Origin of the sequence: Noviluteimonas caseinilytica, assembly GCF_018406605.1 — a bacterium.
Taxonomy (GTDB): Bacteria; Pseudomonadota; Gammaproteobacteria; order Xanthomonadales; family Xanthomonadaceae; genus Noviluteimonas; species Noviluteimonas caseinilytica.
Genome location: NZ_AP024545.1, coordinates 90894 through 115002 on the forward strand (window position 1 = coordinate 90894; position 24109 = coordinate 115002).

25 protein-coding genes and 1 tRNA gene are annotated in these 24109 nt (G+C 69.1%); 8 read left to right on the top strand and 18 right to left on the bottom strand.

Features of this window, described 5'->3' with window-relative positions; translation table 11 throughout:
* Nucleotides 1-4: 4 nt before the first annotated feature.
* Nucleotides 5-571 (top strand): elongation factor P-like protein YeiP, encoded by a 567-nt coding sequence (yeiP, locus tag LYSCAS_RS00480; protein WP_213435104.1) that lies wholly within the window; start codon nucleotides 5-7, stop codon nucleotides 569-571.
* Here yeiP and LYSCAS_RS00485 read toward each other — a convergent pair.
* Nucleotides 568-1158 carry an NUDIX hydrolase gene (locus LYSCAS_RS00485; RefSeq protein ID WP_213435105.1) on the bottom strand — a complete coding sequence of 197 codons (591 nt, stop codon included), beginning with the start codon at nucleotides 1156-1158 and terminating at the stop codon, nucleotides 568-570. The two genes, yeiP and LYSCAS_RS00485, sit on opposite strands and share 4 nt — an antisense overlap.
* A gap of 152 nt (nucleotides 1159-1310) precedes the next feature.
* On the opposite strand from LYSCAS_RS00485, the gene LYSCAS_RS00490 reads away from it, so the two are divergent.
* The 4 genes from LYSCAS_RS00490 to mtnC all read left to right on the top strand — a co-directional run bounded on the left by LYSCAS_RS00490 (nucleotide 1311) and on the right by mtnC (nucleotide 4824).
* Nucleotides 1311-2828, top strand: a complete 1518-nt coding sequence (locus LYSCAS_RS00490) for an amino acid permease (protein ID WP_213435106.1) — start codon at nucleotides 1311-1313, stop codon at nucleotides 2826-2828.
* Between the two features lie 102 nt (nucleotides 2829-2930).
* Nucleotides 2931-3566, top strand: coding sequence for a methylthioribulose 1-phosphate dehydratase (locus tag LYSCAS_RS00495; protein WP_213435107.1), 636 nt, complete (start codon nucleotides 2931-2933; stop codon nucleotides 3564-3566).
* On the top strand, nucleotides 3563-4123 hold the full coding sequence (locus LYSCAS_RS00500) for a 1,2-dihydroxy-3-keto-5-methylthiopentene dioxygenase (protein ID WP_213435108.1): 561 nt from the start codon (nucleotides 3563-3565) through the stop codon (nucleotides 4121-4123). The genes LYSCAS_RS00495 and LYSCAS_RS00500 overlap by 4 nt, the downstream gene beginning before the upstream one ends.
* Nucleotides 4124-4131: 8 nt before the next feature.
* Complete coding sequence (gene mtnC / locus LYSCAS_RS00505) at nucleotides 4132-4824, top strand: acireductone synthase (RefSeq protein WP_213435109.1); 693 nt, start codon at nucleotides 4132-4134, stop codon at nucleotides 4822-4824.
* Here mtnC and LYSCAS_RS00510 read toward each other — a convergent pair.
* The 12 genes from LYSCAS_RS00510 to hisS all read right to left on the bottom strand — a co-directional run bounded on the left by LYSCAS_RS00510 (nucleotide 4821) and on the right by hisS (nucleotide 17135).
* Nucleotides 4821-6335 (bottom strand): calcineurin-like phosphoesterase C-terminal domain-containing protein, encoded by a 1515-nt coding sequence (locus tag LYSCAS_RS00510; protein WP_213435110.1) that lies wholly within the window; start codon nucleotides 6333-6335, stop codon nucleotides 4821-4823. The genes mtnC and LYSCAS_RS00510 overlap by 4 nt on opposite strands.
* A 23-nt stretch (nucleotides 6336-6358) precedes the next feature.
* Nucleotides 6359-6961, bottom strand: coding sequence for a bifunctional phosphoribosyl-AMP cyclohydrolase/phosphoribosyl-ATP diphosphatase HisIE (gene hisIE, locus LYSCAS_RS00515; RefSeq protein WP_213435111.1), 603 nt, complete (start codon nucleotides 6959-6961; stop codon nucleotides 6359-6361).
* The gene (gene hisF, locus LYSCAS_RS00520) at nucleotides 6958-7731 is read right to left on the bottom strand and encodes an imidazole glycerol phosphate synthase subunit HisF (protein ID WP_213435112.1); all 774 of its coding nucleotides are present in this window, start codon (nucleotides 7729-7731) and stop codon (nucleotides 6958-6960) included. The genes hisIE and hisF overlap by 4 nt, the downstream gene beginning before the upstream one ends.
* Nucleotides 7725-8459, bottom strand: a complete 735-nt coding sequence (locus LYSCAS_RS00525; protein ID WP_213435113.1) for a 1-(5-phosphoribosyl)-5-[(5-phosphoribosylamino)methylideneamino]imidazole-4-carboxamide isomerase — start codon at nucleotides 8457-8459, stop codon at nucleotides 7725-7727. Before LYSCAS_RS00525 ends, hisF begins: the two co-directional genes overlap by 7 nt.
* Nucleotides 8456-9085 (bottom strand): imidazole glycerol phosphate synthase subunit HisH, encoded by a 630-nt coding sequence (gene hisH / locus LYSCAS_RS00530; RefSeq protein ID WP_213435114.1) that lies wholly within the window; start codon nucleotides 9083-9085, stop codon nucleotides 8456-8458. The genes LYSCAS_RS00525 and hisH overlap by 4 nt, the downstream gene beginning before the upstream one ends.
* The gene (hisB, locus tag LYSCAS_RS00535) at nucleotides 9082-10158 is read right to left on the bottom strand and encodes a bifunctional histidinol-phosphatase/imidazoleglycerol-phosphate dehydratase HisB (RefSeq protein ID WP_213435115.1); all 1077 of its coding nucleotides are present in this window, start codon (nucleotides 10156-10158) and stop codon (nucleotides 9082-9084) included. The genes hisH and hisB overlap by 4 nt, the downstream gene beginning before the upstream one ends.
* The gene (hisC, locus tag LYSCAS_RS00540; protein WP_244858609.1) at nucleotides 10155-11255 is read right to left on the bottom strand and encodes a histidinol-phosphate transaminase; all 1101 of its coding nucleotides are present in this window, start codon (nucleotides 11253-11255) and stop codon (nucleotides 10155-10157) included. The genes hisB and hisC overlap by 4 nt, the downstream gene beginning before the upstream one ends.
* On the bottom strand, nucleotides 11252-12565 hold the full coding sequence (gene hisD / locus LYSCAS_RS00545) for a histidinol dehydrogenase (RefSeq protein WP_244858612.1): 1314 nt from the start codon (nucleotides 12563-12565) through the stop codon (nucleotides 11252-11254). Before hisD ends, hisC begins: the two co-directional genes overlap by 4 nt.
* A complete protein-coding gene (gene hisG / locus LYSCAS_RS00550) occupies nucleotides 12562-13476 on the bottom strand; it encodes an ATP phosphoribosyltransferase (RefSeq protein WP_213435118.1) in 915 nt (304 codons plus the stop codon). Before hisG ends, hisD begins: the two co-directional genes overlap by 4 nt.
* Before the next feature lie 10 nt (nucleotides 13477-13486).
* Entirely contained in the window at nucleotides 13487-13810 is a 324-nt protein-coding gene (locus LYSCAS_RS00555; protein WP_213435119.1) for a YerC/YecD family TrpR-related protein, read from the bottom strand.
* A 74-nt stretch (nucleotides 13811-13884) separates the two neighbouring features.
* On the bottom strand, nucleotides 13885-15771 hold the full coding sequence (locus LYSCAS_RS00560; RefSeq protein ID WP_213435120.1) for an HAL/PAL/TAL family ammonia-lyase: 1887 nt from the start codon (nucleotides 15769-15771) through the stop codon (nucleotides 13885-13887).
* The gene (gene hisS / locus LYSCAS_RS00565; protein ID WP_213437457.1) at nucleotides 15768-17135 is read right to left on the bottom strand and encodes a histidine--tRNA ligase; all 1368 of its coding nucleotides are present in this window, start codon (nucleotides 17133-17135) and stop codon (nucleotides 15768-15770) included. Before hisS ends, LYSCAS_RS00560 begins: the two co-directional genes overlap by 4 nt.
* 175 nt (nucleotides 17136-17310) lie before the next feature.
* Here hisS and LYSCAS_RS00570 point away from each other — a divergent pair.
* Together LYSCAS_RS00570 and LYSCAS_RS00575 are read left to right on the top strand one after the other, a co-directional pair.
* Nucleotides 17311-17387: transfer RNA gene (locus tag LYSCAS_RS00570), tRNA-Pro, on the top strand.
* A 154-nt stretch (nucleotides 17388-17541) separates the two neighbouring features.
* Entirely contained in the window at nucleotides 17542-18066 is a 525-nt protein-coding gene (locus tag LYSCAS_RS00575; protein WP_213435121.1) for a hypothetical protein, read from the top strand.
* A gap of 9 nt (nucleotides 18067-18075) precedes the next feature.
* Here the strand turns inward: LYSCAS_RS00575 and LYSCAS_RS00580 are convergent, their stop codons facing one another.
* On the bottom strand, nucleotides 18076-19437 hold the full coding sequence (locus LYSCAS_RS00580; protein WP_213435122.1) for a tetratricopeptide repeat protein: 1362 nt from the start codon (nucleotides 19435-19437) through the stop codon (nucleotides 18076-18078).
* Nucleotides 19438-19567: 130 nt separating this feature from the next.
* Here LYSCAS_RS00580 and LYSCAS_RS00585 point away from each other — a divergent pair, with 130 nt between their 5' ends.
* On the top strand, nucleotides 19568-20434 hold the full coding sequence (locus LYSCAS_RS00585; protein ID WP_213435123.1) for a DUF5694 domain-containing protein: 867 nt from the start codon (nucleotides 19568-19570) through the stop codon (nucleotides 20432-20434).
* A 13-nt stretch (nucleotides 20435-20447) separates the two neighbouring features.
* Here LYSCAS_RS00585 and LYSCAS_RS00590 read toward each other — a convergent pair whose 3' ends face one another.
* From LYSCAS_RS00590 to LYSCAS_RS00605, 4 genes are all read right to left on the bottom strand, one after another.
* Complete coding sequence (locus LYSCAS_RS00590) at nucleotides 20448-21779, bottom strand: tetratricopeptide repeat protein (RefSeq protein ID WP_213435124.1); 1332 nt, start codon at nucleotides 21777-21779, stop codon at nucleotides 20448-20450.
* Nucleotides 21780-21832: 53 nt separating this feature from the next.
* The gene (locus tag LYSCAS_RS00595; protein ID WP_213437899.1) at nucleotides 21833-22135 is read right to left on the bottom strand and encodes a hypothetical protein; all 303 of its coding nucleotides are present in this window, start codon (nucleotides 22133-22135) and stop codon (nucleotides 21833-21835) included.
* A gap of 16 nt (nucleotides 22136-22151) precedes the next feature.
* The gene (locus LYSCAS_RS00600; RefSeq protein WP_213435125.1) at nucleotides 22152-22493 is read right to left on the bottom strand and encodes a YkgJ family cysteine cluster protein; all 342 of its coding nucleotides are present in this window, start codon (nucleotides 22491-22493) and stop codon (nucleotides 22152-22154) included.
* 166 nt (nucleotides 22494-22659) lie between these two features.
* Nucleotides 22660-24099, bottom strand: coding sequence for a phosphatidylinositol-specific phospholipase C domain-containing protein (locus tag LYSCAS_RS00605; protein ID WP_213435126.1), 1440 nt, complete (start codon nucleotides 24097-24099; stop codon nucleotides 22660-22662).
* Nucleotides 24100-24109: the final 10 nt, after the last annotated feature.

Sequence of the window (24109 nt, forward strand, 5' to 3'; positions counted from 1 at the left end):
TCCCATGAAGGCTTACGACATCAAGAAAGGCAACGTCGTCGAACACAACGGCGGCACCTACCAGGTGCGCGACATCGAACGCAGCTCCCCGCAGGGCCGCGGCGGCAACGTGCGCTATCGCTTCACCATGTACAGCATCCCGGGCGCGATCAAGCTCGATGCCAGCTTCGACGGCGACGACGACCTGCGCGAAGTCGACATGAGCCGCCGCCAGGCCACGTATTCGTACAAGGACGGCGATGCGTTCGTGTTCCTCGACGACGAGGACTACACGCCCTACACGCTCGACGCCGATGCGATCGGCGATGCCGCCGGCTACATCGTCGACGACCTCACGGGCATTTACGTGCAGCTGATCGACGACGCACCGGTGGCCATCCAGCTGCCGCAGAGCGTGGCGATGGAAGTCATCGAAACCCCGCCCGAACTCAAGGGCGGCACCGCGACCAAGCGCCCGAAGCCGGCGAAGCTGTCGACGGGCCTGGAGATCATGGTCCCGGAGTACATCGGCAACGGCGAGAAGGTGTGGGTCAACACCACCACCGGCGAGTTCGGCGGCCGCGCCGACTAACGTTCGTCACGCCCGCGCAGGCGGGCGTCCAACCACTTCGACGCCATCCGTCGCAACGACGGATCGGCGTCGGCGTCGTCCACCAGCGCATCGATCTCGCGCCACGCGAGCGCATGCGATTCGTCGCTGACGACGAAGGCTTCGCTTCCCCCCGCGCGCACGACGAAGCGCACGTCGTAATGCACGTGCGCCGGCACGCCCTTGTGTTCGGGGATGTCGTGCGCATCGAGGTCGAAGATGTCCGGTTCGACCGACAGGTCGGCGAGCCCCGACTCCTCTTCGGCTTCGGTCAGCGCCACGCGCGCGAAGTCGCGCACGCCGTCCGCGTGGCCCCCCAGCTGCAGCCAGCGATCCAGCTTGCGGTGGTGCGTCAGCAGCACCCGCGTGCCCGTGGCGTCGACCAGCCAGGCCGACGCGGTGAAGTGCCCCGCCAGGCGTTCGCGGCGGAAGGGATCCTCGGCGTCGGAGAGCAGCGCGGAGAACCGATCCACCGTCGCGGCCTCGGCCGGCCAGCGCGACCGGTAGTCGGAAAGGAGGGCGTCGTGCGCGTCGCGCGAGTCCGTCGCGGCGGATCCTGGGCCATTCATTGGGACGTTCCTCACAGGGGGACGGGCATTATCCGGCTTGCCGGACATGCGGAACTTGTGCGCCCGACTCGCGCCAATGTAAGGTCAGCCGGTTCGCGGGTGGCCCCACTCCACCGGCTGGGCCCAACCGCATCGCCTCCGGGGAGATTGCAATGTTTTTCGAACGCAGGAAACCGCTAGACCTGATCCTGGCGACCGCCGCCAAGCGATCGTTGTCGCGACAGCTCAACGCCTTCGACCTGACGATGCTCGGCATCGGCGCGGTCATCGGCACCGGCATCTTCGTCCTCACCGCGGTGGCCGCCAACAAGGCCGGCCCCGGCATGATGTATTCGTTCCTCATCGCCGGCTTCGTCTGCGCGCTGACGGCCCTGATCTACTCCGAGATCGCGGCGATGGTGCCGGTCTCGGGCTCCGCCTACACCTATTCCTACGCCGTCCTTGGCGAACTCATCGCGTGGATGGTCGGCTGGGCGCTGATCCTGGAGTACGCGGTCGCCGCGGGCGCGGTCGCCGTGGGCTGGTCGGGGTACGCCAACGGCTTCCTGGCGAGCATCGGGCACGCATTGCCCATCGCGCTCACCGCAGGCCCGGGTGACACGATCACGCTCGCCGACGGCACCACCGCGCGCGGCTCGTTCAACCTCATCGCCTTCCTGCTCTCGCTGCTGATCACCTGGCTGCTCGTGCTGGGCACGTCCAAGTCGGCGAAGTTCACCGCGATGCTCGTGATCGTGAAGATCGTGGCGCTGACCGCGTTCGTCATCCTCGCCTTCCCGGCCGTCAAGCACGCCAACTTCGTGCCGATGCTGCCGAACGGCTGGGGCACGCCGCTGTCGGGCGTGGGCGTCCTGGGCGCCGCGGCGTCGATCTTCTTCGCGTACGTCGGCTTCGACGCGGTGTCCACCGCCGCCGAGGAAACCAAGAACCCGAACCGCAACATCCCGATCGGCCTCATCGGCTCGCTCGCGATCTGCACCGTGTTCTACCTGCTGGTGGCCTACACCGCGGTCGGCTCGATGGGCGCGCAGCCCGGCGGCCCGCTGTCGCAGAGCAAGGAACCGCTGGCGTTCGTGCTACGCACGATCGGCTGGCCGCACATCGGCAACGCGGTCGCCATCGCGGCCATCATCGCGCTGCCGTCGGTCGTGCTGATGATGATCTTCGGCCAGACCCGCATCCTGTTCACGATGGCGCGCGACGGCCTGCTGCCGGAAGTGCTCTCGCGCGTGCATCCGCGCTTCCACACGCCGCACGTGGTGACGTGGATCACCGGCGTGGCGGTGTCGCTGTTCGCGGCGATGTTCCCGGTGGGCATGCTCGCCGACATCTCCAACTCCGGCACGCTGTTCGCGTTCTTCATGGTCGCCGCCGGCGTGATGGTGCTGCGTCGCACGGAGCCGGAACGCCACCGCCCGTTCCGCACCCCGCTGATCTGGATCGTCGGCCCGCTCGCCATGGGCGGCTGCGTGCTGCTGTTCTTCAGCCTGGGCTGGAACCCGACGATCAAGTACTTCCTGATCTGGGCAGCGATCGGCCTGGTTGTGTACTTCGGCTATGCGCGCCAGCGCAGCCACCTGGCGCCGGGCAACGAGCAGCTGCTGCATCCGGCCCCGTCGCCGCTCGGCCCCGACCCGCTGGTGCACGAGGGTCCGGATCCGGGTCCGTAACGGACACGCGGTCGATGACACGAAACGGCGCGGACCTCCGCGCCGTTTCCTTTTGGGCCCGCGTTTGCAGGCCCTGAACACGCTCCGGGTAAACTGCGCCGCATGAGCGCTTCCCCCTACGACGTGAACGCCCTCCGCCACGCGGCCGGCGAGATCATCACCAACGTGCGCGAACTCGCCGCCGCGGGCTGGACGCCGGCCACCAGCAGCAACTTCTCGCGCCGCCTCGACGAACGCCACGCGGCGATCACCGTGTCCGGCCGCGACAAGGGCAAGCTGACCGAGAACGACATCATGGTCGTGGACTGGGACGGAAAGGCCGTCGGCAGCGACCACCGCCCGTCCGCGGAAACCTTGCTGCACACGCAGCTCTACGCGCGCTATCCCGACATCGGCTGCGTGCTGCACACGCATTCGCAGAACCAGACCATCGCTTCGCGCCTGTATTCGGGCAAGGGCGTGGTCAAGCTGGACGGCTACGAATTGCTCAAGGCCTTCCGCGGCAACGAAACGCACGAGACCGAAGTGCTCGTGCCCGTGCTGCCCAACTCGCAGGACATGCACACGCTGGCCGCGCAGGTCGATGCCCTGCTCGACCGCCAGCCGATGTGGGGATACCTGATCGACGGCCACGGCATGTACGCCTGGGGCCGCGACATGCCCGAAGCGCGCCGCCACCTGGAAGCCTTCGAATTCCTGCTGGGCTGCGAACTGGAACTGAGGAAGCTGCAACGATGAGCCGCCTGCGCATCTTCGAGGAAGACCACCCCGACCAGCCCGTCGTCGTCGCGCGCACGCACGCCGACATCGCGCGCGAACTCGCGCCGATCCACGTGGGCTTCGAACAATGGGAAGCCGCGCAGCCAATCGCGCCGGGCGACCCGCACGAGAAGATCTTCGCCGCGTACAAGGCCGACATCGATCGCCTCGTCGCCGAGCGCGGCTTCAAGACCGTCGACGTGGTGAGCATCGCGCCGGACAACCCGAAGCGCGAGGAAATGCGCACCAAGTTCCTCGAGGAACACTTCCACAAGGAAGACGAAGTGCGGTTCTTCGTGGCGGGCTCGGGCCTGTTCACGCTGCACGTCGAAGGGCGCGTCTACGAACTGCTGTGCGAATCCGGCGACCTCGTCGCGGTGCCGGATGGCATGACGCACTGGTTCGACATGGGGCCGGAGCCGAGCTTCGTGGCGATCCGCTTCTTCACCGAGCCGGATGGCTGGGTCGGGCATTTCACCGGCAAGGACATCGCGCAGAAGTTCCCGCGCTACGAAACCGGGCAAGCGCGCGAATGAGCCAGGCCATGAAGCCGCTGATCCTGACGGACATCGAAGGCACGACCAGCAGCATTTCCTTCGTGCGCGACGTGCTGTTCCCGTATGCGCGGCGCGCGTTGCCGGGCTTCGTGCGACAACACGGCCGCGATCCCCACGTGCGCCGCTGGCTCGACCAGGTGGCCACCGAGAACGGCGGCGTGTGCAGCGACGACATGATCGTGGAGATGCTGCAGGGCTGGATCGACCAGGACCGCAAGCACACCGCGCTCAAGGCGCTGCAAGGCCTGGTGTGGGAAGCGGGTTACGAGAATGCGGACTTCACCGCGCCGGTGTATCCGGATGCGGCGAAGCAGTTGCGCGCCTGGCATGCAGCGGGGTTTCCGCTCGCGGTGTATTCGTCCGGGTCGGTGCCGGCGCAGAAGCTGTTGTTCGGGCATACCGATGCGGGCGACATGACCGGGGTGTTTGAAGGCTGGTTCGACACGGCCGTCGGGCACAAGCGCGATGCGGAGAGTTACCGGCGGATCGCGGCGGAGGTGCAGCGCGCGCCCGGCGACATCGTGTTCCTGTCGGACGTGGTCGAAGAACTCGACGCCGCTCGCGACGCGGGCCTGCGCACGGTGCTGGTCGATCGCCGCGAGGATTACGACACGCCGCGCACCGGCGACGCGACGAATGGGCACCAGCGCGTGGACTCCTTCGCGGACATCACGCCCTAGTTCGCGACGTCGTCCAGGCGGTAGGACGTCGTCGCCGTCACCTCGCCCCGCCACGGATCGAACGCGCGCACTTCCACGCGATGTTCGCCGGCGTCCAGCTTCGTCGGCAGCGCGCCGCGCCACAGGTGCGTCGACGGCGTCGCCTCCGGCGAGCGGTCGAACCCGCGCAGCGACGTCGCCTGGTCGTCCCGCACGTTCTCTTCGACGAGCCGCGGATCCGGCTGCGCCACGCGCACCATCGGCTTCCACGCGCCACCATCCACACGGAATTCCACGCGCGTGTCGCTTTGTCCCATGAACACGTTCGCGTACACGCCCCACGCGGGATACGCGCCGCGACGCAGCACCTTCGGCGCATGCAGCGCCATCGCGCTGTCGGCCGGATCGCGCGCGGGATGCCACGCCAGCGCGTAGTCACCGCCGCGTTTCACCTCGAGCGTCGCGAAGCCGTTCGGCGTGCCGTCGCTCATCGTCGCGTCGGGAATCCCCGCCGCATCCTTCACCCCAGACCAGTACGCCCCGCACGCCGCGCCCACGTTGTATTCGTGCAGCGGCTGCGTGCCATGCCAGCCGTCGGCGGCCGTGTGCACGAACTGGCGCTGCTCGTGCGTGTGCGCGCTGAGCAGCAGCACGTGCGGGAACGGCTGCAGCAGCCCGAACAGGCGTTCGCGGTCCGCGGCCCGGAAGGTTTCGGCGCCATGCGCATCGTCGGTCTGGAAGAACGGGATGTGCGCCGCGACGATCAGCAAGCGATCGCGCGACGCCGTCGCGAGCCACGCCTGCAGGAACGCGAACTGCTCCTCCCGCAGCCCGCCGACGTACGCAGGCGACTGCCCCGGCAATGCGATCACATCGTCGAGCACCACGACATTCGCCTGCGCCTCTTCCCACGCGAACGTATCCGGCCCGAACGCCTGGTGGAACGCCTGCAGCGAGCGCACGTCGTCCGCGGGCTTCGCATCGATGTCGTGGTTGCCCGGCGCATGCAGCCACGGCACGCCGAGCTGCGCGGTGGCGGCCTGCACGGCTGGATACAGCGCGGTGTTGTTGTCGACGATGTCGCCGAGCGTGAGGCCGAAGGTCGCGCCCTGCGCGCGCGGCCTGGCGGACGCCACGATGTCGCGGGCGTAATAGTCGACGTCGGTCATCGTCTTCGGCTGCGGGTCGCCGAACAGCACCGCGTGCAGCGTGTCGCCGCCGGGCGCCTTGCGATGCAACGCGAAGTCGCCGCAGCCGCTGCGCCAGAAGTCCGGCATCCCGTTCGCGCGCATCGGTACCGCGTACTCCGCGGGCTTGATGACGAAGACCTCGCGGCCGGGCGTGCGGGCCATCGCGTAACGTCCGGACGCGTCGGTCGCGACGACCTGCGTCCCGTCGGAGACGTGCACGCCGGCGATGCCGGCGTGGGTGGTGGCGTCCTGGACCCGGCCCGTACAGCGCTCGGCGGCGCCGGCGAAACCGGGGATGGCAAGGACGGCGAAGCACGCAACATGCAATCGGAATCGGGTCATGCGCGGATTATGAAGCCCCGCCGCTAGCGCGCGCGCATCGCCAGCGTTCGCGCGACGTCGGCCCAGCCCAGTCCGCGCGCCCGCAGCAGCACCAGCAAGTGGAAGACCAGGTCCGCGGATTCGCCCAGCAACGCCGCATCGTCCTGGACCACGCCCGCGAGCGCCGTCTCCACGCCCTCCTCGCCCACCTTCTGCGCGATGCCGCGCACGCCGCCCTCGAACAGGCGCGTGGTGTAGCTGTCCGCCGGGCGTTCGCGTTCGCGGGCGGCGACGCGCGCATCGAGCGCCGCGATCGTGTCCGCAGGCGCCGACGGGAAACAACTGGCGCGCCCGAGATGGCAGGTGGGCCCCTGCGGTCGTGCGAGCACCAGCAGCGTGTCGCTGTCGCAATCGGCCTGGATCGACACCAGCGCCAGCGTGTGGCCGGACGTCTCGCCTTTCGTCCATTGCGTCCCGCGGCTGCGGCTGAAGAAGGTGACCTGCCCCGTCGCCTGCGTCGTGGCCAGCGCGGTGCGGTCCATGTAGCCGAGCATCAGCACGCGCAGGGTATCGGCGTCCTGCACGATCGCGGGGACCAGGCCGCCCTGCTTGTCCGCGGACAGGCGGTCGAAGTCGATCGTGCTCATGCGACGCGCACCGGGATGCCTTGCGCCTCCAGGCTGCGCTTGAGGACGGCGATGTCGATCGCGCCGGAATGGAACACGCTCGCCGCCAGCGCGCCATCGACATCGGCCTCGCGGAAGGCGGCCAGGAAATGCGCATCGCTGCCCGCGCCCCCCGACGCGATCATCGGGACGTCGCACACCGCCCGCGCCGCGCGCAATTGCGCCAGATCGTAGCCATCGCGCGTGCCGTCGTGGCCCATGCAGTTGAGGACGATCTCGCCCGCGCCGAGCGCCTGCGCTGCCACGATCCAGTCCAGCGTGCGCCGGCCCGGGGCGCGCATCGCCGCAGGATCGCCCGCGTGGCTGCGCACGCGCCACTGCCCGTCGGCCTCGCGCGTGCTGTCGATTCCGACGACGACGCATTGCGTTCCGAAGGCTTCCGCCAGTTCGCCGATCAGCGCGGGGCGTTCGAGCGCCGGCGTGTTCACCGAGATCTTGTCCGCGCCGGCATGCAACAGGCCGCGTGCAGTGGCCACGTCACGCACGCCGCCCGCCACGCAAAAAGGGATGTCGAGCTCGCGCGCCACGCGTTCGACCCACGTAGGGCAGACACTGCGACCGCGCGGGCTGGCGCCGATGTCGTAGAACACCAGTTCGTCCGCGCCCGCATCGCGGTAGCGCCGGGCCAGGGTGACCACGTCGCCCACGTCGACATGGTCGCGGAAGCGCACGCCTTTCACGACGCGCCCGTCGCGCACGTCCAGGCACGGGATGATGCGACGGCTCAGCATGCGAGGGCCTGCGCCAGGTCGAGGCGACCTTCCAGCAACGCGCGTCCGAGCACTGCGCCCGCGCAACCGGCGGCGCGTGCAGCGCGCAGGTCGGCGAGGTCGCGCACACCGCCGGAGGCCTGCAGCGCAACCCCGGGGGCGCGCGCGCGCAATTCGGCATAGAGCGCCGTGTTGGGCCCGGACAGCATGCCGTCGCGGGCGATGTCCGTGCACAGCAGATGGCGCAGGCCGCGCGCGATGAAATCGTCGACGCACGCGTCGAGGCCCTGCGCCGCGTCGGCCGTCCAGCCGCGCACGGCCGGCCGCCAACGCCCCTGGTCGTCGAGGCGCACGTCCAATGCAATCGTGATCGCGTCGGCGCCGAATTCCGCCAGCCATTCGCCCACGCATGCCGGCTCCTCCACCGCCAGCGATCCCACCACGACGCGCGCCGCACCGGCGTCGCGCATGCGGGCCACGTCCTGCCGCGTGCGCACGCCGCCCCCGGTCTGCACCTGCAGGCGGCCGTCGGCGACGATGCGCGCGAGCAGCGGCAGCAACGTGTACCCGCCGATGCGTGCGGCATCCAGGTCGACCAGGTGCAACCAGCGCGCGCCCGCATCGGCGAAGGCCATCGCGCGCGCGAAGGGATCCTCGTCGTAGCGGGTTTCCCGTGCGTAGTCGCCCTGGCGCAGGCGGACGACGCGCCCGCCACGCACGTCGATCGCGGGATAGCAGGTGAAACTCATGCGACCTCCTTGGCGATGGCAGAGCCCGCGCGGAGGGAAAGAAAATTGCGGAGCACCTGCGCACCGAACGTCGCGGACCGCTCCGGATGGAACTGCGCGCCGCAGACGTGCCCGCGCCGCACCATCGCGGCGAACGTGTCGCCATGCGTGGCCGTGGCGATGCAATCCTCCGTCACGGGCGCGGCGAAGCCATGCACGAAGTAGGCCTGTGCGCCGGGCACGGCCTCGTCCAGCAACGGATCGGCGCTGCGGGCGTCCACGCGATTCCAGCCCATGTGCGGCACGCGCACGCCGGGCGCGCCACGCAATGCGCGCACGCGCCCGGGCAACAGGCCCAGGCATGCCTCGCCGCTTTCATCGGACGCCTCGAACAACAACTGCATGCCGAGGCAGATGCCGAACAAGGGCACGTCGATCGCGTTCAATGCAGGCACGAACCCGCGCTGCGCCAGCAAGCGCATCGCCGGTCCGGCCGCGCCCACGCCGGGCAGGATCACGCGCGCCGCGCCACGCAGGGCATCGGCATCGCGCGCGATGCGCACCTGCGCACCCAGGCGCTCCAGGGCATACGACACCGACCCCAGGTTCGCGCCGCCCGCATCGATCAGTGCGACGACCCCGCTCACAGCACGCCCTTCGTCGTCGGCAACGCCACGCCTTCGCGACGCAACGCTTGCCGTAACGCGCGACCGACGACCTTGAAGCAGGCTTCCACCTTGTGGTGGTCGTTCTCGCCGCGCAGCAGTTGCAGGTGCAGGTTGAGGCCCGCGCCTTCGCACAACGAACGGAAGAAGTGCGGGACGAGCTCGGTCGGAAGATCGCCCACCCGTTCGCGCGCGAACGCGCCGTCGAACACGAACACGGCGCGGCCCGACCAATCCAGCGCGGCCATCGCCAGCGCCTCGTCCATCGGCAGCATGAACCCGTAGCGTGCGAGGCCGCGCTTGTCGCCCACCGCCTCGCGCAAGGCCTGGCCCAAGGCGAGCGCGGTGTCCTCCACCGTGTGGTGTTCGTCGACACGCAGGTCGCCGTCGCACCGCAGCGTCAGGCCGAACCCACCGTGCTTCCCCAGTTGCTCGAGCATGTGGTCGAAGAAGCCCAAGCCGGTAGCGACGATGGGGTCGCGCGGCGCGTCGAGGTCCACGTCGACGGTGATGCGGGTTTCGCGCGTGTGGCGTTCGACGCGGGCCGTGCGCGCCGACGCCAACAGGGCATCGGCCACGCCGGCCCACGTTGCATCGCCGCCGAATTGCGCGGTCCGCAACTGGAAGCCGCGCACGCCGAGGTTCTTCGCGAATTGCACATCTGTGTCGCGATCCCCGACGACGGCCGAACGCGCCCAGTCGATCGAGCGATCGCGCAACAGCGGCGTGACCAACCCGAGGGCAGGCTTGCGCGTCGGTGCGTTGTCCGCGGGGAAACTGCGATCGATCAGGACATCGCGGAACACGATCCCCTGGCTCGCCAGGACTTGCAGCAGCAATGCGTGCGGACCTGCGAACGCCGCTTCCGGGAACGCATCGGTGCCCAGGCCGTCCTGGTTGGTGACCATGACGAACGCGTAGCCGGCCTCGCGCAGGCGCAGGAGCGCGGGGATGCAACCGGCGACCAGCCGCAGCTTCTCGAAGGCGTCCACCTGGAAATCGGCGGGCTCCTCGATCAGCGTGCCGTCGCGGTCGATGAACAGGATCGGCGTCATGCGGCGCCTCCGCGCAGCGCAAGGAGCAGGCGCGCGTTGTCCGCGCCGGTGCCGACGGTGATGCGCAACGCATCGTCCAGTCGCGGTTGCGCGCGCATGTCGCGCACGACGATGCCGGCATCGAGCAGGCGGTGGAAGGCGGCGCCCGCGGCGTCGGGCGTGTCGAAGCGCACGAGCAGGAAGTTCGCTTGCGACGGATGCACGCGACGCACGCCGGGGACCGTGGACAACGCGCTGCGCAAGGCATCGCGCGCATGGCGCGTCGCGACGATCCTCGCGCGGGTGGCCGCCAGTGCATTCGGACGCAGCGCCGCCAATGCGCACGCCGCACTTGGCGCGGACACCGGATACGGCGCCTGGCACCGCCGCAACGCCGCGACCAGCTGCGGATCGCCGATCACGCAGCCGATGCGCGCCCCTGCGAGCGCGTGCGCTTTCGACAGCGTGCGCAGGACCGCGAGGTTGCGCCTGCCCTGCACTTCGCCGGTGAGCGAAAGCTGGTCGGCGTATTCGATGTAGGCCTCGTCGACCACGACGATGGCGCGGCCCGCCAGGCGCTGCGCGAGCGCGAGCACCTCGCCCGCCGGCAGGGGGCCACCCGCGGGATTGCCGGGCGAGCACAGGAAGACGAGCTTGGCGCGTTGCGCGATGGCCGCATCGCCCACGGCTGCGAAGTCGACGCGGAAATCGTCGGCCTCCTCAAGCAATGGCACGTCAACCAGGCGCGCGCCCTGCAAGCGCGCGCAGACCGCGTACATGCCGAACACGGGCGGCGTGGCGAGCACGGCGTCGCGGCCCGGCACGCAGAAGGCGCGCACCAGCAAGTCGATCGCCTCGTCGCTGCCGCGGCCCACGAGCAGTTGCGACGGTGCGCAGGCATACAGCGCCGCGAGCGCATCGACCAGGGCTTCCGCCTGCGGCGCGGGGTAACGACGCAAGGCATCGTCGTCGTCTTCGTCCGCGCGCGTGCAGGCCTCGTTCGCGTTGAGCCACACCTGTCCCTGCGACGCTTCCATCCGCGCCGAGCGATAGCCCGCGAAGCCGCGCAGGTCTTCACGCAGCAGCAGCACGGGGTCGTCGCGCTCGACGCGGCTCACGCGGTCGCCTCCAGGCGCACGCCGACCGCACGCGCATGCGCTTCGAGCCCTTCGGCGCGCGCGAGGATCATCGCGGTGCCGCCGATGGCCGACAGGCCCGCGGGATCGACGCATTGCACGGTGATCGCGGTCTGGAAACTGGCGACCGACAACCCGCTGATCGCACGCGCGGCACCGCCCGTGGGCAGCACGTGGTTGGTGCCGCTGCAGTAATCGCCGATCGCCTCGGGCGAGAAGTCGCCGAGGAAGACCGAGCCCGCGGCCCGCACGCGCGGTAACCAGGCGCGCGGCGTGCGCACCGCGAGGATGAGGTGTTCGGGGGCATAGGCGTTGCTGACGTCGAAGGCATCGGCGAGCGCCTGCACCTGGATGGCGCGCGACTGCGCCAACGCCGCGCGCGCGATCGCACGTCGCGGCAAGGTGGCCAGTTGCGCCTGCAGCGCCGCTTCGACCGCCTCGATCAGGGCCCCGTCGTCGCTCACCAGCAGCACCTGCGAATCGCGGCCGTGTTCGGCCTGCGACAACAGGTCGGCGGCCACGAAGCGCGGATCGGCGCCGCCGTCGGCGATGACCAGCACTTCCGATGGACCGGCGGGCATGTCGATCGCCGGACCATCGCCCTGCATCGACACGATGCGCTTGGCTTCGGTGACATACGCGTTACCTGGCCCGAACACCTTGTCGCAGCGCGGAATCGATTCGGTGCCGAAGGCCATCGCCGCGATCGCCTGCGCGCCCCCGACCTTGAACACGCGCGCGATGCCGCAGCGTTGCGCGGCGACCAGCAGCACGGGGTCGACCGCGCCGTCCTTGCCCGGTGGCGTGCACAGGATCGTGTCGGTGCAACCGGCGAGCTGCGCGGGAATGCCGAGCATCAGCACCGTCGAAGGCAGGGGTGCACTCCCCGCGGGGGCGTACAAGCCGACGCGCCCGATCGGACGCAACACGCGTTCGCAGCGCACGCCCGGTGCGGTGTCGACGGCGTAAGGCGCTGCCATGCCGGCGCGGTGGAAGGTTTCGATGCGACGCGCGGCATCGTCGATGGCCGCTTGCACGTCCGCGTCGACATCGCCCATCGCACGCGCGAATTCGGCCTCGCCCACGGCGAAGTCGTCGATCGTCACGTCGTCGAACTGCAACGTCAGCGCGCGCAGCGCCGCGTCGCCCCGGGCGCGAACATCGGCGAGGATGCGCTCCACCGACGCGTGCACTTCAACGCAAGCCGACTGCGCGGGCCTGCGCAGCACGTCCGCACGCGCGCGCGCATCCAGCGTGTTCCAGTCGATGCGCTGCCACCCTGCCCCGCTCACGCCAGCATCCTCTCGACCGGCAGCACCAGCAACGCGTCGGCGCCTGCGCGCTTGAGGTCTTCCAGGCGTTGCCATGTCATCGCGCCGCGGCACAGCGCCTGCAACGCGACGCGATCGCTGCCGTCCACGCGCAGGACCGTCGGGCGTTCGGCGTCGGGCAACAACTGCATCAGCGCCGGCACGTCGATGGAATCGGCCTGGAACATCAGCAGCTTGCTGTCCTTCAGGCCGAGCACCGCGTCCAGGCGCCGCAGCAACAACGCGGCGAGTTCCGCGCGCACGTCGCCGAAGGGCGCGATCGGTCCGGCGAGCACCGCTTCGCTCTGCAACAGCGTTTCGGTCGCCTTGAGGTGGTTGGCGGCGAGCGTGGCGCCGCTGGACACCAGGTCGCAGATCGCGTCGGCCTTGCCCAGGCGCGGCGCGATTTCCACGGAACCCGACAACGTCACGACCTCCGCGTCGATGCCCTGCGCGGCCAGCCACTGCGACAGCAACGCGGGGTAGCTCGTGGCGATGCGCTTGCCTGCCAAATCGCCCGCGGCGTCCCAGCGCCACTCGTCCGGCACCGCGATCGCGAGGCGACATCCGCCGAATCCGAGCGCACGCCATTCGCGATACGTCGCGGCGGCGCCCGTGCGTGCGCGCTCGCCGGCCTGTTCCAGCAGGACGTTGCGGCCGACGATGCCGAGGTCGCACGTGCCGTCGGCGATGAGGCCGGGGATGTCGTCGTCGCGCACGAGCAGCAAGTCGATGGGCAACGTTTCGCCGTAGCAGAACAGGCGGTCGCGGCTTTCGCGCCACGCCAGTCCGCAGGACGCGAGCAGCGCGCGCGCAGGCTCGCCGAGGCGACCGGATTTCTGGATGGCAATGCGCAGACGGTCGCGCACCGCCGGGACGGCGGACGGGGACATGGCGGGACCTTCAGTGGGAGGCGGCGGTGCGGCGCTGGCGGCGGATGGCGGCGTGGTAGCCACCGGTGCCGTGCTCGAGCGTGCGGGCCACGCGGCCGACGGTGGTGACGCTGACGCGCGTGCGGTCGTGGATCTCGCGGTACGGGACGCCCTGCAGCAGCAAGGGCACGACTTTCCAGCGATCGGCCATGGATTCCAGCTCGGCCGGCGTGCACAGGTCGATGAGGAACGCACGCACGTCCTCCGGCCTGGACAGGCTCGCGAGCGCGCGCGCCAGCCCGTCGAGGGCGGCGTCGGCTTCGGTGTCCGGCAGGGGATCGGGTCGTTGTTTCATCGTATTAATGTATTAACGCGTTGGCACAGTACGCAACGCGAACCCCCGGGTCAACCCCGCCCGCGAAAAAAATTTCAGGGATTCAGCGCGCCGCGGGCCGCATCGAGGACCAGGTTGTCCTCGACCAGGCGCACCGCGGCCTGCACATCGCCGTCGAGCGCACGATCGCGCGCAAGGAACGGCACGCGCGCGCGGATTGCCGCATGCGCCGCCGCCACCGCACGACCCGGGGCGAAATCCGCAGCGTTCGCGAGCTCAGTACGCAGGCCCTCGACTTCCGACAGGAAGGTCGCGCGGTCGTCAGCGTCCAGCGCCGGCCCGCCCTGCACTTTCCCCGCGAAGACCGCGACGTCGCCGTGGTCGGCGAGCGCGCGCGCCGCGTTGATCATGTCGCGGCGAAGGTCCAGTGCCTGCGCGGCGGTCATCAGTTCCAGCGCGAGCACCTTGCCCAGGTCGTCCGCCATCGCGAGCACGTGGCGTGCTTCGTTGGCGCCCATCGACACGTGGTCTTCGGCGTTGGCGCTGGTCGGGATCGAATACACCGACGCCGGCATCGCACGGCTGGTGAGGTCGTTGACGATCGCCGCGGCGGTGTACTGCACGATCATCAGGCCGGATTCGGTGCCGTCTTCGTTGCCGATCAGGAACGCCGGCAAGCCATCGTTCGTGGCGGGATCCACCAGCTTGTTGAGGCGGCGCTCGCTGATGGACGCCAGCACCGGGATCGCGGCTTTCACGTAGCTCATCGCCAGCGCGAGCGGCATGCCGTGGAAGTGGCCCGCGGAAATCACCTGCTGTTCGACGTGCTCGGCCTGCGCGTCGGGGAACACGAGCGGGTTGTCCGTCACCGAGTTGAGTTCGACATCGAGCACGCGGCGCGCCTGGTCCAGTGCATCGCGCACCGCGCCGTGCACCTGCGGCACGCAGCGCAGCGAGTAGCTGTCTTGCGGCTGGTGCTTCTTGCCGCCGCGGAACGGGCGGAAGCGCGCGTAGAACTTCTCTCGGCCGTGGCGCTGCGACGTCGGCACCCAATCCCAGGCGATGTCGAAGTTGTGCGCATCGGCTTCGGCGCCCGCCCACGCACCGGGCGTCCAGCCACGGAAGCGCGGCACGAGGTGGTAGGGAATGTCGGCGAGCGTGGACCCGGCGAGCAGTGCGCGCAGGTGCGTGGCGGCACGCACCTGGCCCGGATGCGGGCGCAGCGCGTGCACTTCTTCGGCGAACGCACCCAGCCGGCCGGCGAACGCATCGATCGTCATCGCCGCGGCGATGTCGGCCGTCTCCAGCAGGTCTTCGAGGCGATGCACGGCGAGCACGCCGGTGGCGAGCATCTGCGCGGTGCCGTTGTTGAGCGCGAGGCCTTCCTTGTAGGACAGCGTCACGGGTTGCAAGCCGGCGCGTGCCAGCGCTTCGCCGCCGGGCATGCGCTCGCCCTGGTAGAACGCTTCGCCGCCGCCCAGCAGGACGATGGCCAGGTGCGACAGCGGGGCAAGATCCCCGGACGCGCCCACCGAGCCCAACTGGGGCACGATCGGCACCACGCCCGCGTTGAGCAGCGCCGTCAACGCCTGCAAGGTTTCGACGCGGATGCCCGAGTGCCCGCGCAGCAGCGTGTTGATGCGGATGCACAGCATCGCGCGCACCACTTCCGGTGCGAACGGTTCGCCGACGCACACCGCGTGCGTCACGATCAGGTTGTCCTGCAATTCGCGGTGCAACGAGCGATGCGATGCGTTCGGTGCGCGCAGCGGATGGCCGCCGAGCAGCTTGTCGGCATTGCTGCCGAATCCGGTCGACACGCCGTAGATGGGTTCTTCGCGCGCGACCTGTTCGGCGAGGAAATCCGCGGCGCGCGCCACGGCCTTCAGCGCATCGGCGTCCAGGTCCACGGGCGCGCCGTGCGCGACTTCCACCAGCGTGCGCTGCGTGAGCGAGCGACCATCCAGGCGAACGGGCCTCATCGCGTCGTCTCCTGCACCACGTGGGCAGGCAGCGCGCGCAACTGTTCGCGTTCCACCTGCAAGGCCGACGCGAGGTCGGCTTCGGCGACTTCGAACTGTTCGCCGCGCCGCAGGTCCTTCACCGCCACCACGCCGCGCGCGACTTCATCCTCGCCGCGGATCGCGACGAAGCGGATGCCCGCGCGATCGGCGTACTGGAGCTGCTTGGCGAGCTTGCGCGGCTCCAGTTGCGTTTCGACATTCAGCCCGGCCGCGCGCAAACGTTGCGACACCGCCAGCGCATCCGGCAGCAACGCATCGTCCATCAGCGCGACGAGCACATCGACGGAGCTGTCGGCCGTGGACACCAGGCCCGCGTCCTGCAACTGGAAGAACAGGCGCGTCAAGCCGATCGAGATGCCGACGCCCGGCAGCTTCGACTTCGTGTAGTGACTCGCGAGATTGTCGTAGCGCCCGCCGGAACAGATGGAGCCGATCTGCGGATGCGCATCCAACGTGGTCTCGTAGACGATGCCGGTGTAGTAATCCAGGCCGCGCGCGATCGACAGGTTCAACGCGTAACGCGATTCCGGCACGCCGAGCGCCTGCAGCTGCGCGAGCACCGCGCGCAGTTCCGCGCGGCCTTCCTCGAACAACGGCGTGCCCGCGCCCAGCGCATCGAGCTTGGCCAGCGCATCGGCGTGGCCGCGCGAACGCACCTGCGAGAACGCCATCAGCGCATCGATCGCCGAGTCGCCGAGGCCGAAGCCTTCGCCCGCCAGCGTCGCGCGCACGGCCGCTTCGCCGCGCTTGTCGAGCTTGTCGAGTTCGCGCAACACGGCCAGCTGGTGGTCGCCGTCGATGCCCAGGCCTTCGAAGTAGCCGCGCAGCAACTTGCGGTGGTTGAACTGGATGGTGAAGTCGCCGATCGCCAGCCGCTCGAACACGGCCGCGATCACCGCCGGGATTTCCGCATCGAAGCGCGGCGACAGCGTGTCCTTGCCGATGACGTCGATGTCGCACTGGTAGAACTCGCGGAAGCGCCCGCGCTGCGCACGCTCGCCGCGATACACGCGCTGCATCTGGTAGCGGCGGAACGGGAACGCGAGGTCGTGTTCATGTTCGGCGACGTAGCGCGCCAGCGGCACCGTGAGGTCGAAGCGCAGCGCCAGCTCCGGGCGCCCGGCCTCGGCCTTCTCCAGCGCGCCGGTGGACTGGACGAAATAGACCTGGCGTTCGGTTTCGCCGCCCGACTTGGTGAGCAGCACCTCCGACAGCTCCATCACCGGCGTCTCCACCGGCAGGAACCCGAACTGTTCGAACGTCCCGCGGATGGTGTCGAGCATGCGCTGGAAGGCGATCTGGTCGCGCGGCAGCAGTTCCATGACCCCCGGCGGCGTGCGGGGCTTGATCGGCGTGCTCAATGCGTGGCTCCGGAAGGCTGAGGCCGGCCCCGTTCCGCGCCGGCGAAGGCCGCTAGTCTAACGGCCACACGTCCCGGGGCCTACGGAGTGCTTGCCTCGCACCCGCGTGGCTGGCTAGAATTCGCGGCTCTGCCGTCGGGGTGTAGCTCAGCCTGGTAGAGCGCTACGTTCGGGACGTAGAAGTCGCAGGTTCAAATCCTGTCTCCCCGACCAATCGATTCAAGCAAGCCGATCCAAGTGTTCCGACCAGGCCCGCCTCGCGCGGGCCTTTTCGTGTCTGCAAGCCTGCGTGGAGCAAGTGACCGCGCGGCGTGGCACTCTGCGCGACGTCGGCGCTTCCCGCCGCCTTCCGGACTGGAGCGCTTGCATGGACCGCATCGTGTTCGTTGGCGTGCTGGCGGTCTGGCTTGCGGGGTGTTCGGGCCCGGCGCCCGCGCCGCCGCCCGCGGCCGAACCCGGGATCACGCCGATCGTGGGGCGCAGTGCCGCCACGAATATCGCGATGAACCTCCACGTCCAGAAACTGATTCGCGAGGGCAAACTGGACGAGGCGCTTTCGGACCTGGAATCGACCCTTCCCGGCCACCTCGCCCTCATGCATTGGGCCGAGCCCGTGATGCCCGCGAGCGACGTCTATTTCCGCCTCCGCGACCGCGACCTGCGCAGCCTGAAGCAGCATTGGCTGGAACATCCCCCCTACTTCGTCCCCGACGAACTCATCGCCTACATCGACGCCGCGTGCGCGCGCCTCGGAGACTGCGTGCAAGGCAGCATCCGCCCGCTCCACACCCAAGCCGACATGGACGCCGACATCGCGCGCGCTGCCAACACGCGAAGCGCATCGCCGCCGGCACAGTCGAGACCAGACGCCATACGGCACGTGCCCGACTGACGCCTTCCCTCACTTCTCCGGATGCGCGAAATGCTGCGGCCGCGCCGGCGGAATCTCGGGCGACATGATCGAGAAGGACGATTCCACCGCCAGTTGCGTCTGGTAGTAGTACTTCCCCGTCGGCTTGCCGTCGGCCATGAAATCGATGCGCACGCGGCGCGGTTCGCCGATCACGTAGATCTCCTTGCCGAGGAGGATCTGTTCCGGCCCGGGGCCGAAGTTGATGCGCCAGTCTTCCTGCACTTCCGGCGAGATCGACAGCGACAGGTTGCGCGGGTCGCGATAGTCGAGCTCGGAACTCAGGTACTGGATGCCCGCGCTGCGGCCCTGCGATTTCACCTGCATGCGGTACACGCCGAACAGGCCGTCGCGGTCGCCGCGTTCGCCCGCTTCGGCCGCGCGCTGGATCGCGTCCGGCACCGAGCGCGCCGCCATGCGGCCCGTCAGGAACGCCTCGCGCGCGACGCCCTGCCCGTAGGGAAATGGACCGCACATGTCGATGTACGCGTCGACCGGGTCGCGCACCGTCTTCGCCGCCGCTTCGTACGTCGCTTCCGCGTCCGGTTCGTCCGCGCTCACCTGCATCGACCACAGGCGCGTGAGCGCAGCGCCCTCGGTCGCCTGCGCAATGCCGTAATCCATCAGCGCGCGGGCGCGCCGGGCTTCCTCGACGGCCGCCTTCGGGTTGTCGCGCGAACACAGCAGGAACTGCGCGAAGTTGCCGTGGTGCCAGGCGTTGTCGCCCGCGTAGGCCATGGCGTCGCGGTAGATGCGCTCGGCGGTGTCCGCGTCGCCCTTCCAACGGTACGCCTGGATGCGGCATTGGTCGGCGGCCAGCCGTTGGCCCGCGCTGAGGTCCTTGCGCGTGGCGGCGATGTCGCACTCCTGCATCGCGTCCTGCCAGCGGTCCTGTTCGAGGCGGAGGTTGCCGCGGTTGATGCGCAACCAGGGATTGGCATCGCCGCCGCGCGCTTGCGCGCGCGCGAGTGCGGCGTCGGCGTCGTCCAGGCGCCCCATGTTCGTGAGGAGATGGCCGCGCAGCACATCGACGTTCGGATCTTGCGGCGCGAGTTTCCCGGCGCGGTCCAGCGCGTCCGCGGCGCGTTCGAAGGTGCCGTGCGCGAACGTGTCGCCACTGATGTAGCCGGCCTTGAGGTAGTAGCGCGCGTACTGGATCCAGGCGTCCGACGAATCGGGATGCGCCGCCAGCCAGGCATCGAGCGCGGCGGGCACGTCCTGGATCGAACCGCCCATGCCGCCCGATTCGTCCAGGCGCGCGGTGATGCGTTCGAGGGACTGCGGTTCGGTCGTGGCTTGCGCCGAACAGGCGCACAGCATCGCGCCCAGCACCCATGGCATTCCTTGCTTCATCGTCGATTCCCCTGCGTCCTGCGGCGGACGGGGGAATGATGCCGCTTTGCCGGGGGGCGTTAAACCCCGGCGCACGCCCCTGCATCCGACTTGCGGGCCGTCCGCCCTGGCGAAGGAAGGAAACCGATCGATGCGTGGAGTGAATGGACGTTTTGCGCTGGCGCTCGCCGCCGCGACCCTGGTGGCCTCCGTCGCGTGCATCGCGGCGCCCGCGCAGGCCACGGACCCGCAGCCCGACGCGGATTTCCTGTTCGTCGGCAGCTTCCACATGAACAACCCGGGCCGCGACGTGCACAACACGCACGCCGACGACGTGCTCAGTGCCAAGCGCCAACGCGAGATCGCCGAGGTCGCACGCCTGATCGCGCGGTTCAAGCCGACGAAGATCATGGTGGAAGCCGACACCACGTCGCAGGCGAAACTGGATCAATCGTTCGCGCAGTCGTGCCAAGGCAAGCGCCCGCTGACGCGCAACGAAACCGAGCAACTCGGCTTCCGCATTGCGTGCGACCAGAAACTGAAGGGCGTGGTGGCCGTCGACTGGAACGACATGGGCCCGATCAAGGACGAGGCGAGCGTCGATTTCCCGGCCGCCATCGAGCGCCATGGCCAGCAGGCGCAATACGAACGCGACAAGGCGATCGGCAAGGCTGTGAACGACGTGGACCAGCACACGCTCGACACCGGCACGATCGGCGACATGCTGCTGCGGCTCAATTCACCCGAATGGCTGCGCGCGAATGCGCAGGCCTACTTCCGCATCGGCCTTTACGGCACCGAGGAAGATGCGATCGGCCGGAACTGGGACATGCTCTGGTACGGCCGCAACCTCACGATCTTCAACAACATCGTGCGCCGCACCGAACCCGGTGACCGCGTGCTGGTGCTCTACGGCGCGGGCCACGGCAACTGGTTGCGCCAGCTGGCGACCGATTCGGGCAAGTACCGCGTGGAAGACACGCAGCGCTGGCTGAAGGACGACGCGCCGACGCAGTGAGGTCGCCTGCGCCTCAGCGTGTCGCTTCCGGCTTGTCGCCCGCCCACAGGATCGACTGCGGCGCATCCACCCGCATGCGGGTCGCGTAGGTGGCCGGCGTGCCGCCCGTGTCGATCCGGATGCGGTGCGGTTCGCCGATGACGCGGATCTCCTGGCCCATCAACGCCTTGTCCGCGCTGGTGCCGTAGGTCTTGCGCCATTGGGCCTGCACATCGTCGGTCACCCACAACGTCAGGCCGTCGGCACCGCGTGCGTCCGGCGCCGAGCCGAGCATCAGGACATCGCCTTCGCGCGCCTGCGACTGCACGCGCATGCGGTAGACGCCGAGCAGGTTCGAATTGTCGCGGTGCTCCTCGGCATACATCGCGGCGCTGATCGCATCCACCTCCGACGCATCGGGCAACACGCCGGCCTTGATGGCCTTGCGCACCAGGTCGCGCGTTGCCGGGCTTTCGTAGCAGGCCGACAGGTAGGCTTCGACCGGTTGCGGCGAGAGCTTGCTCGCTGCATCGAACGTGGCCGCTGCGACCGTGCTTGCGCCCTCGGCGAGCTGCATCGACCACGCGCGCACCTGCGCGGCTGCCTCCGTCTTGCGCGCGATGCCGTAGTCCATCAGCGCGCGTGCGCGCCGCACTTCGACCAGCGCCGACTTCGGATCGTCGCGTTCGCACAACAGGAATTGCGCGAAGTTGCCATGCAGCCAGGCGTCATCGTCGGCGTACAGGAGCTGCTGGCGGAACAAGTGCTCCGTCATGGCCAGGTCGCCTTGCGCCCAGTACGCATCGCGACGGCATTCGTCGGCGACCAGGCGCTGCAGCGGGCTCAGGTTCTTGCGCGCCGCGACGTTGTCGCAATCGCGCTTGGCATCGGTGGTGCGGCCCTGGTGCTGGTGGAACTCGGCGCGATACAGGCGGAACCACGGGCTGGCGTCGGCGCCGTGCTGTTCGGCGCGCGCGAAGATCGTTTCGGCATCGTCCGTCCAGCCCAGCAGGTCGACGACGTGGCCGCGGACGGTATCGATGTCCGGATCACCCGGCGCGAGTTTCTCGGCGCGATCGAGCGCGTTGTAGGCCGCGACGAGTGCATCGTCCTCGTAGACGCGACCGTAGCGATGTCCGGACTTGAGGTGGTACCGGGCGTACTGGATCCAGGCCTCGGCCGAGTCCGGATGCTGCTTGAGCCAGGCATCCAGCGCTGCGGGGATGCCTTCCAGCGATCTGCCGGCGCCGCCGGGGACATCCATGCGGGCCGTGATGCTGGCGAGGGATTCGATGGGTGGGGGCGGTTCGACCGCCGTGCATGCACACACCATGCTGGCCAGCAGCCAGCCGATCGCCTGCTTCATGCCCGACTCCCCTGCGTCCTCATCCGGGACGCGAGGGAATCATGCCGCAGTTCTCAGCCCTTCGAGCGCTTGCCACCGGCGGACGGACGCGCCGGCTGGGTGCTCGCCTGGTTCGGGGCGCCGTCGAGCTTCTTGAGGGTGTGGGTCACGCCCAGCACTTCGATCTTGCCGCCGGCCTTGCGGAAGGCGTCGATGTCCTCGGCGATGCGCTCGCGCGTGACCTGGCTGGTCGAGGAGGTCTGCTTGCGCGTGAACAGGTGCTTGGTGTCGCGGCCGTTGCGGCTGTCGGCGGCGGCGCCCGGGGCGGGCGGCGTTGCGGCGGCGGCGCCGGGCTTGGTGGACTTGCTCGCGGTCATGCGGATCTCCGGTGGGTCAATGCAGGATGAGTTCGATGCCGCGTGCGCGCCGTTCCGTGTAATCGGTGCGGATCGCGCGGCAATACGGGCCATCCATGGCGAATCGGCGACAGACCTCGGGACGGCCTTCGTAGATCGAGCAGCACATGCGCGCGCCATCGAGGGCCACGCACCAGCCCTCCTCGTCGCGCGCCATGACGGTCAGGCCGTCGCGCTCCTCGAGCAGGTGTCCGGGGATGCGATCCTCGGGCTGGACCACCACGGTGAGACGGCAGCAGACCGCATCGCAGTGGGCACAATCGGCGGCGACACCCGTGTCGGGGGCGTCGAGGTAGGTATCCGGGTGGGGGGTCGACATCCGACGGCAGGCACAGGTCCGCGAGGGAGCTGCACGGAGGCTCGGATGCACGGCGCCAGGAAGGCAGCCGAGTGCCGCGGCATTCTACACCCGCAAGGCCGCCTTCACGGCCGGACGGGATGAACCATCGCCAGGGAAGCGGGCTTCCCCGGCGATGGAGGGTCGCTCAGCGGACCCGGGTCCGGAACTGCTGGTCGGGGCTGGGAGCATGGCAGCCCCACAGGCCGACGCGATTGCGGTCTTCCACGATCAGGTCGAGGCAGCGATGGGCGCCGGACAGCATGCTGCGGATCGTCCCGTCGTTCGCCACGCCCCACTGCTGCTCCACGTAAGGCGAGCACGGCCTGGCGCGGACATGCGCCCCCTGCCGGACAAAGGGAAAGCCCTCCACCTGCAGGCACAGCCCGCCCACCAGGATCCGGCCGTGGCGGAAGGTGAAGCGCTGGTTCGCACCACCGTGGCAGGGCCACGTGATCAGGTTGCCGCCGTTGCGCACGCCGCCTTCGATGTCCAGGCATTGACCGTTGTTGGCGCTTACCATCAACCGGTTGGTGCGGTTGACCTGCACGACGGAATGGATCAGGCCCGAACCGGGGAAGTCGGCCGCGACGATGCCGGCGTACTGGATGTGCGCGTTGTTGTTGAGGTAATGCTTCGTGAGCGTGTTGGTGCCTTCGAAGTAGATGGTGCAGAACCACAGCAGGCACGCACCGCGAGGGAAGTCGGGCCAGTCGTTGAAGAACGGCGTCGCCTTGCCCGTCACCAGGGCGGGCGCCCCCGTGCGCGGATCGCTGTGCCCGCTGGCGACGAAATACGGGAACGCACCGCCCGAGCCCGACAGGAAATTGATGAAGGGCGTGACGGCCTGGCCGTTGGTGTTGAAATGGTTCGCGTGGTTGATGTGGGCCTTCACCTTCTCCCACTTTCCGTACAAGTCCCAGTTCGTGCGGAGGTGGAACGCGTCCTGTCGTTCCAGGTGCTCCCTGAAGCCGATTCCCTCGAACGGGTCGCGGTCCGTGACGGTGTAGTTCCGCAGCATCACCATTTTCCCGCGCAGCGATCCCAGCGGCGCGTTCTCCTTCGCGCCAATGGCGAAGTGGTGTTTGTAGTTGAAGTAGTAGTTGTAGATCGTCTCCCGGAACGAACGCGTATTGCCCGCCGCGGTGTGTTCGTCGTCCTTGACGCGGACCAGCACGGTCTCGGTCGGGTTTTCTCGCAGGAACCGCACGACGGCGTTCAACGCATCGTCCAGCTTCTGGTGCTGGTAGAAGGCACCGTGGTGCAGGTACAGATTGTTGCGGTAGTGCCGCGTGCGCAGGTCCAAAAACCGGATCCCCGCATTGAGCTGCTGCGGGATCGTCAACGTCTGGTTCTCGACGATCCACCCGCCGTGACGCGCGGCGGACCCATGCGTCCCCGGGAGGGTGATCATGCTGAGCGGCGTCTTGTCGTCGAGCGTCGCCATCCAGCGGCTTTGCAAGGGGAGGTCGTCGTAGTCGTGGTAGTAGGCGTTGTCCCAGTGGGCGGCGGCCTGCCCGACGGGCAGGCACGCCAGGCACGACAACGCCAGCGCGGCGCCGGCATGGCGCATCGAAAGTCGGAACATGTGGGCACTC